The sequence below is a fragment of the Oerskovia douganii genome (assembly GCF_015142735.1).
Lineage (GTDB): Bacteria > Actinomycetota > Actinomycetes > Actinomycetales > Cellulomonadaceae > Oerskovia > Oerskovia douganii.
On record NZ_JACSPN010000005.1, the window covers coordinates 187,784 to 204,944 of the forward strand.

14 protein-coding genes and 1 pseudogene are annotated in these 17,161 nt (G+C 72.6%); 7 read left to right on the forward strand and 8 right to left on the reverse strand.

Features of this window, described 5'->3' with window-relative positions; all coding sequences use genetic code 11:
* Nucleotides 1–48: 48 nt before the first annotated feature.
* On the reverse strand, nt 49–1,104 hold the full coding sequence (locus tag H9623_RS06170; protein ID WP_193719170.1) for a 2,3-butanediol dehydrogenase: 1,056 nt from the start codon (nt 1,102–1,104) through the stop codon (nt 49–51).
* Between the two features lie 205 nt (nt 1,105–1,309).
* On the opposite strand from H9623_RS06170, the gene H9623_RS06175 reads away from it, so the two are divergent.
* A complete protein-coding gene (locus H9623_RS06175) occupies nt 1,310–2,353 on the forward strand; it encodes a 5'-3' exonuclease (protein ID WP_193719171.1) in 1,044 nt (347 codons plus the stop codon).
* Nucleotides 2,354–2,394: 41 nt separating this feature from the next.
* Here H9623_RS06175 and H9623_RS06180 read toward each other — a convergent pair whose 3' ends face one another.
* Nucleotides 2,395–2,535 carry a hypothetical protein gene (locus H9623_RS06180; protein WP_193719172.1) on the reverse strand — a complete coding sequence of 47 codons (141 nt, stop codon included), beginning with the start codon at nt 2,533–2,535 and terminating at the stop codon, nt 2,395–2,397.
* A gap of 196 nt (nt 2,536–2,731) precedes the next feature.
* Here H9623_RS06180 and H9623_RS06185 point away from each other — a divergent pair.
* Nucleotides 2,732–5,215 (forward strand): annotated as a pseudogene (locus H9623_RS06185) (carbohydrate binding domain-containing protein); the annotation flags it as partial.
* 659 nt (nt 5,216–5,874) lie between these two features.
* A complete protein-coding gene (locus H9623_RS06190) occupies nt 5,875–6,849 on the forward strand; it encodes a carbohydrate kinase family protein (RefSeq protein ID WP_193719173.1) in 975 nt (324 codons plus the stop codon).
* Between the two features lie 7 nt (nt 6,850–6,856).
* Here H9623_RS06190 and H9623_RS06195 read toward each other — a convergent pair whose 3' ends face one another.
* The 6 genes from H9623_RS06195 to H9623_RS06220 all read right to left on the reverse strand — a co-directional run bounded on the left by H9623_RS06195 (nt 6,857) and on the right by H9623_RS06220 (nt 12,622).
* Entirely contained in the window at nt 6,857–7,615 is a 759-nt protein-coding gene (locus H9623_RS06195) for an ABC transporter ATP-binding protein (protein ID WP_193719174.1), read from the reverse strand.
* Nucleotides 7,612–8,517 (reverse strand): ABC transporter permease, encoded by a 906-nt coding sequence (locus H9623_RS19965; protein WP_321575310.1) that lies wholly within the window; start codon nt 8,515–8,517, stop codon nt 7,612–7,614. Before H9623_RS19965 ends, H9623_RS06195 begins: the two co-directional genes overlap by 4 nt.
* Nucleotides 8,514–9,518, reverse strand: a complete 1,005-nt coding sequence (locus tag H9623_RS06205) for an ABC transporter substrate-binding protein (RefSeq protein WP_193719175.1) — start codon at nt 9,516–9,518, stop codon at nt 8,514–8,516. The genes H9623_RS19965 and H9623_RS06205 overlap by 4 nt, the downstream gene beginning before the upstream one ends.
* The gene (locus H9623_RS19340; protein ID WP_227748245.1) at nt 9,515–9,988 is read right to left on the reverse strand and encodes a 4Fe-4S dicluster domain-containing protein; all 474 of its coding nucleotides are present in this window, start codon (nt 9,986–9,988) and stop codon (nt 9,515–9,517) included. The genes H9623_RS06205 and H9623_RS19340 overlap by 4 nt, the downstream gene beginning before the upstream one ends.
* Nucleotides 9,985–11,805, reverse strand: a complete 1,821-nt coding sequence (locus H9623_RS06215; RefSeq protein WP_193719176.1) for an FAD-dependent oxidoreductase — start codon at nt 11,803–11,805, stop codon at nt 9,985–9,987. The genes H9623_RS19340 and H9623_RS06215 overlap by 4 nt, the downstream gene beginning before the upstream one ends.
* Before the next feature lie 295 nt (nt 11,806–12,100).
* Complete coding sequence (locus tag H9623_RS06220) at nt 12,101–12,622, reverse strand: RrF2 family transcriptional regulator (protein WP_193719177.1); 522 nt, start codon at nt 12,620–12,622, stop codon at nt 12,101–12,103.
* 119 nt (nt 12,623–12,741) lie between these two features.
* On the opposite strand from H9623_RS06220, the gene H9623_RS06225 reads away from it, so the two are divergent.
* From H9623_RS06225 to H9623_RS06240, 4 genes are all read left to right on the forward strand, one after another.
* A complete protein-coding gene (locus tag H9623_RS06225; RefSeq protein ID WP_193719178.1) occupies nt 12,742–13,047 on the forward strand; it encodes a hypothetical protein in 306 nt (101 codons plus the stop codon).
* Between the two features lie 98 nt (nt 13,048–13,145).
* The gene (locus tag H9623_RS06230) at nt 13,146–14,105 is read left to right on the forward strand and encodes a zinc-binding dehydrogenase (RefSeq protein ID WP_193719179.1); all 960 of its coding nucleotides are present in this window, start codon (nt 13,146–13,148) and stop codon (nt 14,103–14,105) included.
* A gap of 497 nt (nt 14,106–14,602) precedes the next feature.
* Nucleotides 14,603–15,547 carry an alpha/beta hydrolase gene (locus H9623_RS19345; protein WP_321575311.1) on the forward strand — a complete coding sequence of 315 codons (945 nt, stop codon included), beginning with the start codon at nt 14,603–14,605 and terminating at the stop codon, nt 15,545–15,547.
* Nucleotides 15,548–15,771: 224 nt separating this feature from the next.
* Nucleotides 15,772–17,082: an ISL3 family transposase gene (locus H9623_RS06240; RefSeq protein ID WP_193719181.1), complete on the forward strand. Its 1,311-nt coding sequence runs from the start codon at nt 15,772–15,774 to the stop codon at nt 17,080–17,082.
* Nucleotides 17,083–17,161 lie beyond the last annotated feature (79 nt).

Consider the following 17,161-nt stretch of genomic DNA (forward strand, 5'->3'; position numbering starts at 1 on the left):
CCTCGGGGCCACAGCTGCTCCGCACCCACGCGAGAAGGACCCGGCCCGTCAGGGGTGGACGAGGATCTTGACCGCGGTCTCGTTGCGGTGGATCAGCGTGTCGAAGCCCTCGGTGACGAGGTCCTCGAGCGGGATCTTCGCCGTGATGAACGGGGCGAGGTCCACCTTGCCCTCCTGGACGAGCTTGATCGTCTCGGCGTGGTCGCGCACGTAGGCGATGGTCCCGCGCAGGTCGATCTCCTTGAGGACGAGCTTCTGCATGTCGACCGCGGCGGGCTTGCCCCAGATCGACACGACGACGATCACGCCGGCCGGGCGGACCGCGTCGAAGAGCTGGTCGAGGACCGCGTTGACGCTCGTGCACTCGAACGCGACGTCGACGCCCTTGCCGTCCGTGATCTCGCGGACGCGGGCGATGAGGTTGTCCTGCGTGGGGTCGACGACGTGGTCGGCGACGCCCGTCTCACGGGCCTTGGTCTTCCGGGCCTCGGAGACCTCGGACATGATGACCGTGACGCCGCGCGCCTTGAGGACCGCGGCCGTGAGCAGACCGATGGGGCCGGCGCCGCCCACGAGGGCGACGTCGCCGGCCTGTGCGCCCGAGCGCACGACCGCGTGGTGGCCGACCGACAGGGGCTCGATGAGCGCGGCCTGGTCGAGGGGGATGTCGCCCACGGGGTGGACCCAGCGACGGTCGACGACGATCTTCTCGGAGAGGCCACCGCCACCGCCGGCCAGGCCGATGAAGCCCATCTTGACGCACAGGTGGTAGTTGCCGGCCTCGCACTGCGCGCACTCGCCGCACACGAAGTAGGGCTCGACGACGACGGACTCGCCGACCGTGAGGTCGTCGACGCCCTCGCCGAGCGCGGTCACGGTCCCGGAGAACTCGTGGCCCATCGTCACGGGGATTTCCTCGTGAGACAGGGGGTGGGGGTGGCCCGCCGCGGGGGTGAAGATGGGGCCGTCGAGGTACTCGTGCAGGTCGGAACCGCAGATCCCGCACCACGCGATGTCGATCGCGACCGCGCCGGGCCGCAGCTCGGGGGCCGGGACGTCCTCGATGCGGATGTCTTCTCGTCCGTGGAAACGTGCAGCCTTCATGCTCGCCACGTCCTCTCTCGGTTGGTCGATGAGTTCCTGACAGTCGGACCCGGACGGCCCCCCTGGATGCCCGGGGCAACTTCCACCATAGGCACGTGACCTGCGAGAGAAGGGCGCCAAAGGTCCCGAATCGGATGTGACACATCCCTCGCCGTCGCGTCAGATCAGCGGGCCCGCGTGGGCGCCCGCCGGTACGTTGGGGACCATGACCGACCCGGCGACGACCGCACCCCTGCGCGACACCCAGCTCCCCGGCAGCGGCGGGCTGCTGCTCCTCGACTCCGCGTCGCAGTACTTCCGGGCCTTCTTCGGCGTCCCGGACTCGGTCAAGGCCCCCGACGGCACGCCCGTCAACGCCGTGCGCGGATTCCTCGACACCATCGCGGTCCTCGTCACCGAGCGCCGGCCGGCCCGTGTCGTGGCCTGCTGGGACGACGACTGGCGCCCCGCGTTCCGCGTCGACGCCATCCCGTCCTACAAGGCCCACCGCGTCGCGACCGAGGTCCCCGGCACCACGGGCATCGAGGAGGTACCGGAGGCCCTGACGGTCCAGGTCCCGATCATCGTGGACGTCCTCGCGGCCCTCGGGATCGCGCGCGTGGGGTGCCCAGGCTACGAGGCCGACGACGTGATCGGCACGCTCGTCGAGCGCGAGTCCGTCCGTCGGCGAGCCCTGCGCGAGGAGGGCGGGACGACCGGGGCGAGCGGCGCCGTCGGGCAGGAGGGACCCGTCGAGGTCGTCACCGGGGACCGCGACCTGTTCCAGCTCGTCGACGACACCGTGCCCGTGCGCGTCCTGTACACCGCGCGCGGCCTCAAGAAGCTCGACGTCGTGGACGTCGAGCGGCTCGCCGAGCGCTACGGCGTGACGTCAGGCCAGGCGTACGCCGACATGGCCGCGCTCCGCGGCGACCCCAGCGACGGGCTGCCCGGGGTCGCGGGCATCGGGGAGAAGACGGCCGCGGGCCTGCTGGCCCGGTACGGCGACCTCGCGGGCATCCTGCGCGCACGCGACGAGGGCGACCCCGGCCTGAGCCCCACGCAGCGCCGCCGCCTCACCGAGGCCGCGGACTACCTGGACGTCGCGCCGCTCGTGGTCCAGGTCGCGCGGGACGCTCCCCTGCCCGCGGTGCCCGACGACGTCCCGTCCGCGCCCGCGGACGCTGCGGCCCTCGACGGGCTCGCCGCGCGCTGGGGCCTGCGGTCGAGCGTGGACCGGGTCCTGGAGGCGTTCGCGGCCGTGCGCTGAGCGAGACGTCTGCGGCCCGGAGCCGGGATCGCCGGGCGGGGTCAGCCTCGGGGGGCCCGCCGGTGCCGACGGCGTTCCTCGCCGCGCAGTCCTGCGAGGAACGCCCGCACGACGATCGCCACGAAGACCAGGATCGCCACCACGATGGCGACGTTCACGACGTGCCACGGCTTGATGTCCACTGCACTCCTCTTGCTCGGCGCCGCCCGCGACGGGTTCTCCTGTCGCGCGTCGATGCGCTGGGACGAGGGTCCCACACCTCTGGCCACCCCACGGGATGTCCTGTATGTTCCCGCAAGAAGGGTTGCAACGCTACGCAACCTTGCAGAAGTCACGCCGTCGTGACTCTCGGCGGCGCCCCCTTGACGAAGGAAGATCATGCGATCAACGACGTTCGCACGGTGGAGACGACCCGTCGCTCTCCTCCTCGGCCTCGGGCTCCTGGGCCCGCTCGCCGTCACCTCGGTGGCCACCTCGGCCGTCGGCGCCACGAGCGAGGCCTCGGCCACGGTCTACTACCCGGCCCGCTCGGGCTGGGCCACGACCAACGTCCACTACGCCGCCACGGGCGGCGCGTGGACCACGGTCCCCGGCGTCGCCATGACGCCCGCGTGCGACGGCTGGCTGAGCCGGACCATCCCGCTCGGGACGGCCGGCGGAGCACAGGTCACGTTCAACGACGGGTCGGGGACCTGGGACAGCAACGGCGGCCGCAACTACGCGGTCGGCTCGGGCATCGTGGTCGTCAAGGACGGCGCCGTCACGTCCGGGACCTCGCCGTGCAGCACCACCCCGGGGCCCGAGCCCACACCCACGCCGACCGGCACCCCCACGAGCTCGGCGACCCTCTACTACTCGACGACGTGGACCGCCCCGAAGATCCACTTCAGCACCACGACCGCAGCCTGGACCACGGCACCGGGCAAGTCCATGGAGGCCGCCTGCACCGGGTGGTTCCGGTTCACGATCGACCTGGGGGCAGCCACGGGCGGCAAGGTCGTCTTCAACGACGGCTCAGGCACCTGGGACAACAACGGTGGCAAGGACTACACCTACGGACCCGGGGTCTCGACCGTGAGGAACGGGGCGCTCACGGCGAACGCGACCGACCCGTGCCCGCCCGTCGTCCCCGAGGTCCCCGACACCACGGCCCCGTCGGTCCCCTCGGGCCTGGCCGTGACGGGCACGGGCATCGGCCTCACCGCGAGCTGGACCGCGTCGACCGACGACAAGGCGGTCGCGGGCTACACCGTGACCCGCACGGGCGGCGCGGGCACCGTGACGCGTGACGTCACGGGCACGTCCGCCACCGACTCGAACCTCCTCGAGAACACGGCGTACTCGTACTCCGTGACCGCGTTCGACGCGGCGGGCAACCGCTCCGCCGCGAGCGCGACCGTCTCGAGGACGACCGGCGTCAAGCCGACCACGCCCCCCGCCACGAAGGGAGAGCCGCTCGGCGGGGACCCCCGCGAGGACTCGATCTACTTCGTCATGACCGCGCGCTTCAACGACGGCGACGCGACCAACAACCGTGGCGGCTCGATGCACGTGAAGTCGGGCAACGCCGCGAACGACGACCCCATGTTCCGGGGCGACTTCGAGGGCATCGTCGACAAGCTCGACTACATCAAGGGCCTCGGGTTCTCGGCGATCTGGATCACGCCCGTCGTGCTCAACCGCTCCGACTACGACTTCCACGGCTACCACGGGTGGGACTTCTACCGTGTGGACCCGCGTCTGGAGTCCGAGGGCGCGAGCTACCAGGACCTGATCGACGCGGCGCACGCCCAGGGCATCAAGATCTACCAGGACGTCGTGTACAACCACTCGTCCCGCTGGGGCGCAGAAGGGCTGTTCACCCCGACCGTGTACGGCGCACGTGACGCGCAGTGGAGCTGGTACTACGACGAGCCCGTCGCGGGCAAGGAGTACGACCCGCTCGAGGAGGACGCCGACGGCTCGACGTACAACGGTGACCTGTGGTCCTCGACGCAGCCCGCGGGCCAGAACTGTGCCAGCTGGGGGGTCCCGGTCGGCTACTCGGCCGAGGGCTTCCGGACGTACAGCTGCCAGTGGCCCAACGCGACATCCGGCATGTTCCCGTCGAACCTCTACCACCCCTGCTGGATCGGGAACTGGGAGGGCAAGGACGCCCAGGACTGCTGGATCCACGAGGACCTCGCGGACTTCAACACCGAGAACGAGCAGGTGCAGGACTACCTGATCGGCGCGTACAACAGGTACATCGACATGGGCGTCGACGGTTTCCGTGTCGACACCGCGGTCCACATCCCCCGCGTCACCTGGAACCGGGTCTTCCTGCCCGCGATCCAGGAGCACGCGGTCGCGACGCACGGGGAGAAGGGCAAGGACTTCTACGTGTTCGGCGAGGTCGCGCAGTTCGTGCACGACAAGTGGAACCGCGGGTCCGTGAACCACTCGGCGCCGTTCTACACGTGGGACGAGCGCAAGGAGTACTCGCTCGACGACGTGGTCGCCGCGGCCGAGCAGTTCCAGTACGAGAACCTCATGGGGCCGGCGAACCAACCGACGAGCACCAACGCGACCCTGGTCGGGAACACGTACCACGCGCCCGACCGCTCCAAGGCGTCGGGCATGAACATCATCGACATGCGCATGCACATGAACTTCGACGACGCCTCGAACGCCTTCTGGTCCGGCAAGGACTCCGACGACGTCACGAACGACGCGACGTTCAACGCGGTCTACGTGGACAGCCACGACTACGGGCCCGGGAAGTCCCAGACCCGGTTCGCCGGAGGCACCGACGCATGGGCCGAGAACATGAGCCTCATGTGGACGTTCCGCGGCATCCCGACCCTCTACTACGGCTCGGAGATCGAGTTCCAGGCGGGCCAGAAGATCGACTGCGGCCCGACGTGCCCGCTCGCGACGACCGGGCGCGCCTACTACGGCGACCACCTGGCGGGGACGGTCGTGGCGAGCGACTTCGGGGTCGTCTCGTCGGCCACGGGGGCGGTCGCGACGACGCTCCGGCAGCCGTTGGTCAAGCACGTCCAGCGCCTCAACCAGATCCGTCGCGCGGTCCCGGCGCTCCAGAAGGGGCAGTACTCGACCGAGGGCGTCTCCGGGGGGATCGCGTACAAGAAGCGGTTCACCGAGGGTTCCGTGGACTCGTTCGTCCTGGTCGCGGTGAGCGGTTCGGCGACGTTCGCCGGCATCCCGAACGGCACCTACGTGGACGCCGTGACGGGGGACCGCAAGGTCGTCACGGGCGGCTCGCTCGCGGTGCCGGTCAGCGGCAAGGGCAACATGCGCGCCTACGTGCTCGAGCTGCCGGGCAACCCGGCACCGGGCAAGGTCGGTGAGGCGGGTCCGTACCTGAAGTCGCGGCGGTGGGGCGGGGGCCGTCGCCCGGCGGCCCCCGCCCGACCCGGCGCGGGCGCCGCCGGGCGAGCGGTTGACACCGCTGTCAACGGTGCAGGATCGTTCATCGGACCGTCAGACCACCGACCCCTCCCCGCCCAGGAGTCCCGATGCCGCACCCCGCCCCGCACGTCCTCGTCGTCGGAGAGGCGCTCGTCGACCAGGTCGCTCGTGCCGACGGCACGAGCGACGAGCACCCCGGCGGCAGCCCCGCGAACGTCGCCCTCACGCTCGGGCGCCTCGGGCGCGAGGCACGGCTGGCGACACACGTCGGGCGCGACGAGCGTGGCGAGCGGGTCCGCGCGTGGCTCGCCGACTCGGCGGTGACCCTCACCCCGGGGTCCGACGGCGCCACCGCCACGAGCGTGGCCCGAGCGGTCCTCGACGGGTCGGGGGCCGCGACGTACGACTTCGCGATCACGTGGGACCTGGCCCCCGGCACCGCGGCGTCCGACGGGACGCTCGCCGTCCACACGGGCTCGATCGCGGCCGTCCTCGAACCGGGTGCGAGCAAGGTCCACGACCTGATCCTCGCCGCGCGCGAGCGGGCGACCGTCACGTACGACCCGAACGCCCGCCCCAGCCTCATGGGCACGCCGGAGGCCGCGCTGTCGCGGATCGAGCCGCTCGTCGCGTCCGCCGACGTCGTCAAGGTCAGCGACGAGGACGTCGAGTGGCTGTACCCGGGCCTGGACCCGGTCGAGGTCGCCCGCCGGTGGGCCGGGCGGTCCGGAGCGGGGCCCTCCGGTGCCGGGCCGTCCCAGGACGACCGGGGCCCGGCGGTCGTGGTCGTGACGTTCGGCGGCGAGGGCGCGGTGGCGGTGTGCGCCGCGGGCGAGGTGCGCGTGGCCGCGCCCCGGGTCGAGGTCGTGGACACGGTGGGGGCCGGTGACACCTTCATGGGCGCTCTGATCGACGGGCTCTGGGAACGGGACCTCCTGGGGGCCGACCGGCGCGAGGCGCTGCGGGCGATCGATCTGCCGACGCTGACCGCGGTCCTCGAACGGTGCGTGGCCGCGGCCGCGGTCACGGTCTCTCGTGCGGGCGCGAACCCGCCCCGGCGGGACGAGCTCGCAGCCCGCTGAGGCGGGGTCACGCCGCCCCGATCGCCTCCTCGACCCCCAGCTCGAGCAGCAGCCGCCGCCGGAAGTCCCCGAAGCCGGGCACGCCGCGTCGCCGGGGCCTCTCGAACGGCACCTCGAGCTCGACCCCGACCTTCCCGTCCTGGAGCACCGCCACGCGGTCGGCGAGCAGGATCGCCTCGTCGACGTCGTGCGTCACGAGCAGCACGGCGGGCTGGTGCTCGTGGCACAGCTCGGCCACGAGCGCCTGCATCTTGATGCGGGTCAGGGCGTCGAGCGCCGCGAACGGCTCGTCGAGCAGCAGCAGCCGGGGGTTGCGCACGAGCGCCCGGGCGAGCGCCACCCGCTGCGCCTCTCCCCCGGACAGCGTCGTGGGCCACGCGGCCTCGCGCCCGCCGAGGCCCACCTCGGCGAGCGCCGCCGAGGCTGCGGCGCGCCGGTCGCGCGTGGACCGCTGCCCGAGGATCACGTTGGACCCGACGCGCTTGGACGCCACGAGCCGGGGCTCCTGGAACACGACGGTGCGCTCGGCCGGGGCCTCGACGGTCCCGGACTCGTGCTCCTCGAGTCCCGCGAGGATGCGCAGCAGCGTCGTCTTGCCGCTCCCGCTGGCCCCGAGCAGCGCGACGAACTCACCGGGTCGCAAGGTCAGGGAGAAGTTCTCCAGGATGGTCCGGTCGCCGTACGACTTCCCGACGCCCCGGACCTGCACGGTCGGCGCGGTCGGCGCGGTCGGCGCGGCGAGGTCCGGCACGGTCGGTACGCTCATGACTTTCTCCCGAGTCGCTTGTAGGGCAGCAGGACGCGTTCGAGACCGCGCACGACGAGGTCGACCGACAGCCCCCACACCGCGTAGATCAGGACGCACACGACGAGGACGTCCATCTGGAAGTACTGCTGCGCGGAGACCATGAGGAACCCGATGCCGCGCGGCGCGTTGGACATCTCCGCGACGATGAGCGCGAGCAGCGACACCGACAGCGAGACGCGCAGCCCCACGAGGACCGACGGGATGGCCTCGGGCAGGATCACGTGCCGCACGAGCCCCAGCCCGCGCAGCCCGAACACCTTGCCAGCCTCCAGGATCTTGCGGTCGACGTTCCGCACGCCGCTGTGGGTGTTGAGGTAGAGCGGGAACAGCGCGGCGGCCGCGATGATGATGATCTTGGGCCGTTCGTCGATCCCGAACCAGAGGATGAGCAGCGGCGCGATCGCGAGGAACGGGATGGTGCGCAGCATCTGGAGCGTGGGGTCGAGGAGCTGGTCGCCCAGGCGGAACAGCCCGGCGACGACGCCGAGCGTGAGCCCGAGCAGCCCACCGACCGCGAAGCCCACGGCCACGCGTCCGAGCGAGACCGACAGGTTCTCCCAGAGCACGCCCGTGCTGACGAGCTCGACGAACGCCGAACCCACCTGCCAGGGGGCGGGGAACTGCTTCTCGTCGATCCAGCCCTGGGCCGAGCCCAGGAACCAGAGCGCGAGGATCGCGGTGGGCACCGAGGCGCGCAGCAGGACGTCGCGCGGTGACCGCTTCTTCCTGCCCGACGCCGTCGCGCCCGCCCGCGGCCCGTCCGCGCCCGGGACGGTGGTCGGCACCGTCCCGGCGGCTGCCGCTGCACCCACCGGGGACGCCTCCGCGAGGGCGCGCGACGTCGTCGTGCCGGCGGTCACTCGACGCCCCACGTGCTGACGTCGAAGGCCTTCGGGGCGGCGCCGGAGCCGACGAGGAAGTCGAGCGTGGACTGCACGGTCTTGAGCCCGTCCGGGTCGATCGCCTGCGTGCCGTACTGCCAGAGCTCGGCCTCCTTGACGACCTCGACGGGCGAGCCGGTCGCCTCGAAGACCCACTGGGCGTAGGCGTCGTGGTCGGCCTCGATCTTGGCGACGCCTGCCTCGGTGACCTCCCAGACCGCGGCGGCGAGCTCGGGGTTCGCCTCGTAGGTCTCGCGCGAGGTGAGGGAGACGCTCGTCGCGAGCAGGTCGGGGTCGTCCTCGCTGGCCTTGGACAGGACCGGGAAGTCGTTCTGGAGGCGCCAGATCCCGGCCGTGGTCGCCGGGACCGGGACCGCGTCGATGTCGCCGCGCTGGAGCGCGGGCAGGGCGTCGGCGAACAGGAGGTTGACGAGCTCGACGTCGTCGAGGACCCCCGCGCGCTCGAGGACCGCGCGGCCGTACTTGTCGAAGTTGGAGCCGAACTGGAGCCCGACCTTCTTGCCCGCGAGCTGGTCGATCGTCGTGACGCCGCCGGTCCTGGTGAGGAACCAGATGTCGGAGGAGGGCTTGGCGATCACGAGCGCCGGGACGTCGAGGCCGCTCGCCCTGGTCTGGGTCGCGGGCGTGTCGCCGATGAAGCCGACCTGGATGTCGCCCGTCTGGAGGGCCTGGACCACGGGCGGCCCGTTGTTGAACCCGACGAAGCCCTCGTACTCGAACCCGTGGTCGGCGAGGATCTCGTCGGCGATCCCGGTCTCGACCGCGTACCCGAACGGCCCGGTCGCGACGGGCGTCTTGCCCGCGACGCCGTTCCAGGGCCCGCCCGTCGTGAGGGGCGCGAGCTCGGCGGCGGCCGACCCGTCGCCCGAGGGCGCTGCGGCCTCCGACGTGGAGCAGGCCGCGAGCACGGCGACGAGGGCGACGGACGCCAGGGCGGCGAGGGTGCGGTTCCGGCTCATGAGGGGGCTCCTTGGAGGTGGGTCGTGGTGCTGTCGGGGTGGTCGGTGGTCGTGGTCGGGGCGAGCGCTGCCGCGCGGTGGTAGTCGACGTCGGAGGACAGGACCGCGGCGGCAGTCGCGCCCGCCTGCGGGACGGTCGAGGCGCCGGCCGCCCCGGTGCCCTGGTCGCTGCGCTGCCCTCGCGGTGCGCGACGCCACCCGACCCGGTCCCGGTAGAGGCCCAGGAGGTCGCGGTCGAGCAGGTCGGCCTCGTCGAGGAACGGTGAGCCGGCCGGTTCGGGGGTACGCGACGGGGACACGAAGATCGCGTCCTCGGGGCAGTACGCCTCGCACTGGAAGCAGGTCTGGCAGTCCGAGTGCCGCGCGATGGTGGGCACCCCGCCGTCGACGGCCTCGAAGACGTTGGTCGGGCAGATCCGCACGCAGATGTCGCACGACGTGCAGCGTGCGGCGTTGAGGATCTCGATCACGACGCCTCCTCGGCTCGGGTCGGTGGGGTGGGAGCGGCGTACGGCGCCCCGGCGTCGCCGGTCACGGGTGGCTCCGGGTCCGGGACCACCCACAGGTCGCGCAACCCGCCCGTGAGCAGGCGCCGGGCCTGCTGCGGGTCGGCGTCGGGGAAGTCGGTGCGCGTGTGCATGCCGCGGGTCTCGGTGCGGTGCAGCGCCGTGCGGTTCGCCCAGCGGGCCATCGCGAGCATGCCCGCCGTCTCGCGCGTGCGGATCGCCTCGGCGCCGCGCACCGCGGCCGGCACCAGCTCGGTGCCCGCGCGGTCCCACAGGTCGTCGAGCGTGTCGAGCGAGCGCACGAGGCCCTGGTGGTGGCGGAAGACCGACTTGTCGATGGGCAGCATCTCGTCGCGGACCGCCGCCGTGATCTCGCGCCACGAGCCCTCCCCGGCCGGGGCCGACCGTGGGGGGTGCGCGGCGTCGTCGGGCCGCAGACCCACCGTGCCCGTGGGCTCGAGGCGCAGCCCGCGAGAGGACGGGCCGCGGTCCGCTGCGAGAGCGGCGGCCGCACGGCCCGACCACGTGCCCGTCGCCACGGCCCACGCGAGGTTGGGGCCGCCCGCGCCGGTCGCGGCACCGACCACGCGGTCGCGCGCCGCGACGTCGCCCGCCGCGAACAGACCCGGGACGCCGGTCCACGCGTCGCGGTCCAGGACGTGGACGCCGCCCGTGCCGCGCACCGTGCCCTCCTGGACCCAGTCCATGGGGAAGCGCTCGGTGAACGGGTCGACGCCCAGCTTGTCCGTGACCATGAAGAAGTTGGGCATGGCGGCGCGCAGGGTCGGGCGGACCTCCGGTCCGAACTGCGTGAACTGGGCCGTGATCGTGCCGCGCAGCGAGGCCGCCAGGAGCTCGGCGCGGCTCTTGTGCAGGTTCTCGTACGCGATGGGCACGCCCTGGTGGTCCCAGTAGGACGCGGTGACGAAGAAGCCGTTCTTGTCCATCGAGGTGCCGAACGGGACCATGCCGTAGAAGTTGGAGAACTCCATGCTCGACAGGTGCGCGCCCACCTCGGCGGCCATCAGGTGACCCTCGCCCGTGTTGACGTCGCCGCCCAGGGAGTGGGACTTCCAGGTGGTGCCGCCCGTCGCGAGCACGACGGCGCCGCTCGCCACGCGCCAGGCACGCCCCGTCTGGCGCTGGTAGCCCTGGGCGCCCGAGACGACGCCCGCGCCGTCGACCAGGAGCTCGAGCGCGGGGCTGTGGTCGAGGACCGTGACCCCGTTCTTCTTGACCTTGCCGCGCAGGAAGCGCAGGTAGTCGGGGGACGAGCCCGAGAACGACCGCTCGCCGGGGCGGCGCGCGAAGGGGTTCGGGGCTGGGGCGGTGCGGGCTCCGCCTGCTGCCGGGCGCGAGCGACGCGTGCGCTCGTACCCCCACTCCTCGATGAGCGCGGTGCGGTACCAGGCCTCGTCGAGCACGTCGTTGGTCCAGTCGCGGTCGGTGAGGTAGCCGCCCTGCTCCTCGCGCGGCGTGATCTCCTCGTCGCGGCGGTCCGCGTCCGGCGGGACGAGCCAGTGCCCGACGCCCGCCGTCGCCGCGACGCCGCTCGTGCCGCAGTAGCCCTTGTCGACCAGGACGACGCTCGCGCCCTGCTCGGTCGCGGTGATCGCGGACCACGTCGCGGCCGGTCCGCCGCCGATCACGAGGACGTCGGCGTGCAGCAGGAGGTGGTCGGCCGAGTCCTCGACGAGCGTAGGACGTGGTGCGCGCTGCGGGGCGCGAGGCGGGACGCGGCGCGGCGCTCCGGGGACGGAGGGGGGCGTGGGCACAGCCATGAGGGGTCGCTTTCGGGGGGCCGCGACCTGGTCGCGGGTGCACAGGCGCGCCGGAAGGGCCGGCGCAGGGGGGCTGGTTCGTCCGGTCAGACGGGACGACAGCGACAGCCCGGCGCGGTGGCGCGCACCAGGTGGTGCGCGCGGTGCGTCGGCTCGGTGTGCATGGGAGTGACGCTAGTTGAACTGGACCGAAACGGTCCAGATTGGGCTGGTGGCTGAGACAAGGTTGCGCAGTGTTAACGCACGCAGGTCGACGCACGCGACGACCCCGGCCCGTCGAGCGCGGCCGGGCCCCTCAGAGGTCCGCGGTGCCACCCGGGCCGGCCGCTCCGCCCCGCAGCTCGACCTCGTCGCCGAACGGGCGCGTGACCCACGCCTCCGAGTCCCCCACGAGGTGTGCGACGTCGTCGGGCAGCGCGCCCGACGCGATGTCCGCGATCGTGACGTGCTCCAGGACCGAACGCATCGCGACCCGCAGCGCGACCCACGTCTGCCGGAGCGCCGCCGCGGACGGCGCGTACGACGTGTCCTCCGGCTGGACCCCCGCGACGTTCGCGAGCGGACCGTCGATCGCACGGATCACGTCCGCGACCGCGATCCGCGACGGGTCCGCCGCCAGACGGAAGCCCCCGTCGGCGCCCCGGCGGCTCTCGACCAGGCCCGACCGCCGCAGCTGGTTGAGGATGCCCAGGAGGAAGGACCCCGGGATGCCCTGCGCCCTGCCGACGCGCTCAGCCGTCACGAACCCCTCGTCGCGGGCGACGGCGAGCTCCACGCACGCGCGGACGGCGTAGTCGATCTTGGCGGTGATGCGCATGGGCACAGTATGCCGACGCGATGTTTCCGGGCGTGCAGGTATGTCGGGTGAAGAGGGTCACGGCGCCGGGCCCGGCCCGGGGTTCGGCCCGGGCGCCCGAGGTGTGGCAGGGTGCAGCGGTGACCTCCTACCGGGTGAGCCTCGTCGTCGGGATGCTGCGCCCCGGCGCGTCCCCGGAAGCCGTGCTGCCCGCGGCCGCGGCCGCAGCGCGCGAGGTGACGGAGGTCGAGGCCTACGACCTGGGGATCGTGCGCGGCGAGGCCCGCGTCACCGTGCGCTACCTCGCCGATGACGACGACCGGGCCGCCGAGATCGCGCGCGCCGTCCGTGCCGCCGCCGGCGCGCTCGTCGAGGTCGGCGGCGCGGTGTTCACCCGACGCTACGGCCCGAGGTGGCACCCCGTGCCGGGCGGCATCCACCGCTGACCTGCACCGGCGCCCCGCTCCTTCTCACGACGCGGACGGCGTGCAGCACCGGCCCGGGCTCGGACGCGATCCGCGCGGGGAGACCGTAGGTTGGACACATGCTTGCCGCCTACGTGACGCACTTCGACCAGCAGGACCCGCTCGCAGGACTGACCGTCGGAGAGCGACCCGCTCCCGAACCCCGGGAGAACTGGTCCGTCGTGGACGTCCGGGCCGCGAGCCTCAACCACCACGACCTGTGGTCGCTGCGCGGCGTCGGGCTCCGTGCCGAGCAGCTCCCCATGATCCTCGGCACCGACGCCGCGGGCGTCGCCCCCGACGGGACCGAGGTCGTCGTCCACGGCGTGATCGGCGCCGACGGGCACGGCGTGGGCCCGGCCGAGTCCCGGACGCTCCTCTCGGAGAAGTACCAGGGGACGCTCGCCGAGCAGGTCGTCGTCCCCACCAAGAACCTGGTCCCCAAGCCGCCGGAGCTCACCTTCGTGGAGGCGGCCTGCCTCCCGACGGCGTGGCTCACCGCCTACCGCATGCTCTTCACCGTCGCGCGGCTCGCCCCGGGCGACCGCGTGCTCGTGCAAGGAGCGGGCGGCGGGGTCGCGAGCGCGGCGACGCGCCTCGCGAGCGCGGCCGGTGTCGAGGTGTTCGTGACCTCGCGGTCCTCGGCCAAGCGGGCGCGAGCCCTGCAGCAGGGGGCGTCCGCGGTGCTCGAGCCCGGCGCCCGCCTGCCCGCACGGGTCGACGCCGTGATCGAGACCGTCGGGCAGGCGACCTGGTCGCACTCGATGAGGTCGGTCCGGCCCGGCGGGACCGTGGTCGTCGCCGGGGCGACCTCGGGAGACGCGAGCCCCGCCGAGCTCTCCCGGATCTTCTTCCAGGAGATCACCGTGCAGGGCGTCACCATGGGGTCGCGCGAGGACCTCGCGGCCCTGCTGCGGTTCCTCGCCCGGACCGACGTCCGCCCGACCGTCGACGAGGTCCTTCCCCTGGCCCAGGCCGCGGCCGGCCTCGCACGGCTCGACGCCGGGGAGCAGTACGGGAAGATCGTGCTCACGACATGAGCGACGGCGAGGACCGGTCGGTCCGGGGCAGTCCCGCGCGGACCCCGCGCACCGCAGCCGGACGTGAGGGCGGCTCCGGGCCGGAGGCCGGTGCTGCCGGCCGCGACGCCGCTGCTGCCGGCCCCGATGCCGGTGGCGACGCGAACCGCGGTGGTGGGACTGACCGTGGCGACGCGAACCGCGGTGGTGACCCGAACCGCGGTGGTGACCGGGACGACGCCGTCGAGCCTCGAGCTGATGTCGTCGCCAGGCGGCCGTCCCCGGCCGGGCCCCGGGGTGACGACCCGCGCCCCGCCGGGTCCGCAGGGTCGCACGAGTGGACGGGCTCGGCCCGGGTCGCCGGTGCACGACGTCGCGCCCGGGGTGCATCGCCCCGGACCCTGACGCTCGCGTCGTTGCGCTCGCCCCTGTCCGTGGACGCGCCGTCCTCCCCTGCCCGCCCCCGCACGCCCTCGACACCGCGACCGCGTCCGCAGCGCGGGCGGTGGGAGGAGGACGTGCTCGGCCCGGACTACCGGCGCCTGACCCTCACCCTCACCCCCGACGACGAGGGCGACGTCGTCGCGACCCTCGTCCGCTACGACCCACCGACCGACGAGGCCGTCCGACCGGTGCGCGCGGTGTTGTACGTCCACGGCTGGAGCGACTACTTCTTCCAGACCGAGCTCGCCGAGTACTGGCACTCCCAGGGCGCGGCATTCTTCGCGCTCGACCTGCGCAAGTACGGGCGCAGCCTCCGACCGCACCAGACCCCCGGGTACATGGAGCACCTCCACGAGTACGACGAGGACCTCGAGACCGCGCTCGCCGTCATCCACACCGAGCTGGGGACGCACGCAGCGGTCATGCTGAACGGGCACTCGACGGGTGGCCTCACCGGCGTCCTCTGGGCGAACAGGAACCCAGGCCGACTGCGGGGGCTCGTCCTGAACAGCCCGTGGTTGGAGCTGCAGGGGTCGTCGACCGTCCGGACCGTGTCGACCCCCGCGATCCGTCAGCTCGCACGGTTCCAGCCCAAGGCTCCCCTGCCGAACATCGACGCGGGCTACTACGCGCGCACCCTGCGTGACCTCGAGAGCGGTGGCTGGGAGTTCAACCCCGCCTGGCGACCGGTGCCGTCGTTCGCGGTGCGGGCCGGCTGGCTGCGCGGGATCATCGAGGGCCACGCGACGGTCGCAGCAGGGCTCTCCGTCGCGTGCCCGATCATCGTCCTGACGTCCGACCGGACCATCATCAGTCCGCGCTGGAGCGAAGACATGCGCCAGGCGGACATCGTGCTCGACGTCGAGCTCCTCGCCCGGCGCGCACCGCACCTGGGACCCGTGGTCACGATCGCCCGCATCCCCGGAGGGATCCACGACCTGACCTTGTCGCGACCGGCACCGCGCGCGCGGTACTACGCCGAGATCACACGGTGGCTCGCGGGATACGGCTGGAGCTGAGCGATTCGGGGTGTCCCCGTCCCAATGCGCCGGCTGACGCACCCGCACGCTCCGGACAGGTCCAAGACCCCGCCCCCCCTGGGGCTGTGGGGTGTTGGGGGTATGCCAAAGGGGCTCTTCCCAGTTGAGGGTGTAGGTCGGGTTCGCGTGGCGTTGCGGGGGTAGGGGTCGAGGTCTCCCTGAGGATGGAAGTTCTCACACTGCCCATCCGGGAAGACCTCGACATGGTTGACGCTACCTTCACGCCTCCTGATCTGACGACGTTCGCTCGGTTGGACGAGCTCGGTCTCGTGGTGACCGGGCAGTGTCTGAGACCCGACCGGGCGATCCTGGAGTGCCGGGTCGCCGTGCCGGAACCGTGGTGCCAGGAGTGCGGCTGCGCCGGCCTGGTCCGCGACACGGTCGTGCGGGAGCTCGCGCATGAGCCGTTCGGGTGGCGCCCCACCCTGCTGGTGGTGCGGCTGCGCCGCTACAAGTGCACCGGCTGCGCTCGGGTCTGGCGCGAGGACCTCACCGCCGCGGCTGAGCCTCGTGCTCGGTTGTCGCGGCGAGGACTGCGGTGGGCGCTGGAAGCACTCGTGGTCGGTCACCTCACGATCACCAGGATCGCGACGGCGCTCGGGGTCGCGTGGGACACCGCCAACGACGCTGTCCTGGCCGAAGGCAGACGCGTGCTGATCGATGACCCCACCCGGTTCGACGGCGTCGCCGTGCTCGGCGTGGATGAACACGTCTGGCGTCACACCCGGCGCGGGGACAAGTACGTGACCGTCATCATCGACCTCACCCCGATCCGTGACGGGACCGGGACCTCGCGGCTGTTGGACATGGTCGAGGGCCGCTCCAAGCAGGTGTTCAAGACCTGGCTCGCCGGCCGCCCCGCCCAGTGGCGGGACGGGGTCGAGGTCGTCGCGATGGACGGGTTCACGGGGTTCAAGACCGCCGCGGCTGAGGAGCTCCCGACCGCGACCGCGGTCATGGATCCCTTCCACGTCGTCCGGTTGAGCGGTGACGCGCTGGATCGTTGCCGCCGCCGGGTTCAGCAGGACCTTCACGGTCACCGCGGCCGCGCCGACGATCCGCTCTACCGGGCCCGGCGGACCCTTCACACCGGGGCCGGGCTCCTGACCGACAGGCAGCGCTCCCGGATCAACGACCTGTTCGCCGGTGACGAGCACGTCCAGGTCGAGGCGACCTGGGGCATCTACCAGCGGATGATCGCCGCCTACCGCGAACCCGACCGGGTCAAGGGCCGCATCCTGATGCAGGCCCTGATCGACTCCATCAGCTCGGGCGTCCCAGCCGCCCTGACAGAGGTCATCACGCTCGGGCGGACCTTGAAGAAGCGCGCGGCCGACGTGCTGGCCTACTTCGACCGCCCCGGCACGAGCAACGGGCCCACGGAGGCGATCAACGGCCGCCTCGAACACCTGCGCGGCTCCGCCCTGGGCTTTCGCAACCTCACCAACTACATCTCCCGCAGCCTCCTCGAGGCCGGCGGCTTCAGACCCCGACTACACCCTCAAATCGGATGAGCCGCCAAAGGCCCACCCCGTGAGGGGTGGGCCTTTGGTGAATGGTTGTCCGGCGGCGACCTACTCTCCCACCCCGTCT

Coding starts and splice junctions, on each gene's coding strand:
- H9623_RS06170 (WP_193719170.1), bottom strand. CDS start 1,104: ATGAAGGCTGCACGTTTCCACGGACGAGAAGACATCCGCATCGAGGAC.
- H9623_RS06175 (WP_193719171.1), top strand. CDS start 1,310: ATGACCGACCCGGCGACGACCGCACCCCTGCGCGACACCCAGCTCCCC.
- H9623_RS06190 (WP_193719173.1), top strand. CDS start 5,875: ATGCCGCACCCCGCCCCGCACGTCCTCGTCGTCGGAGAGGCGCTCGTC.
- H9623_RS06195 (WP_193719174.1), bottom strand. CDS start 7,615: ATGAGCGTACCGACCGTGCCGGACCTCGCCGCGCCGACCGCGCCGACC.
- H9623_RS06205 (WP_193719175.1), bottom strand. CDS start 9,518: ATGAGCCGGAACCGCACCCTCGCCGCCCTGGCGTCCGTCGCCCTCGTC.
- H9623_RS06215 (WP_193719176.1), bottom strand. CDS start 11,805: ATGGCTGTGCCCACGCCCCCCTCCGTCCCCGGAGCGCCGCGCCGCGTC.
- H9623_RS06220 (WP_193719177.1), bottom strand. CDS start 12,622: ATGCGCATCACCGCCAAGATCGACTACGCCGTCCGCGCGTGCGTGGAG.
- H9623_RS06230 (WP_193719179.1), top strand. CDS start 13,146: ATGCTTGCCGCCTACGTGACGCACTTCGACCAGCAGGACCCGCTCGCA.
- H9623_RS06240 (WP_193719181.1), top strand. CDS start 15,772: ATGGTTGACGCTACCTTCACGCCTCCTGATCTGACGACGTTCGCTCGG.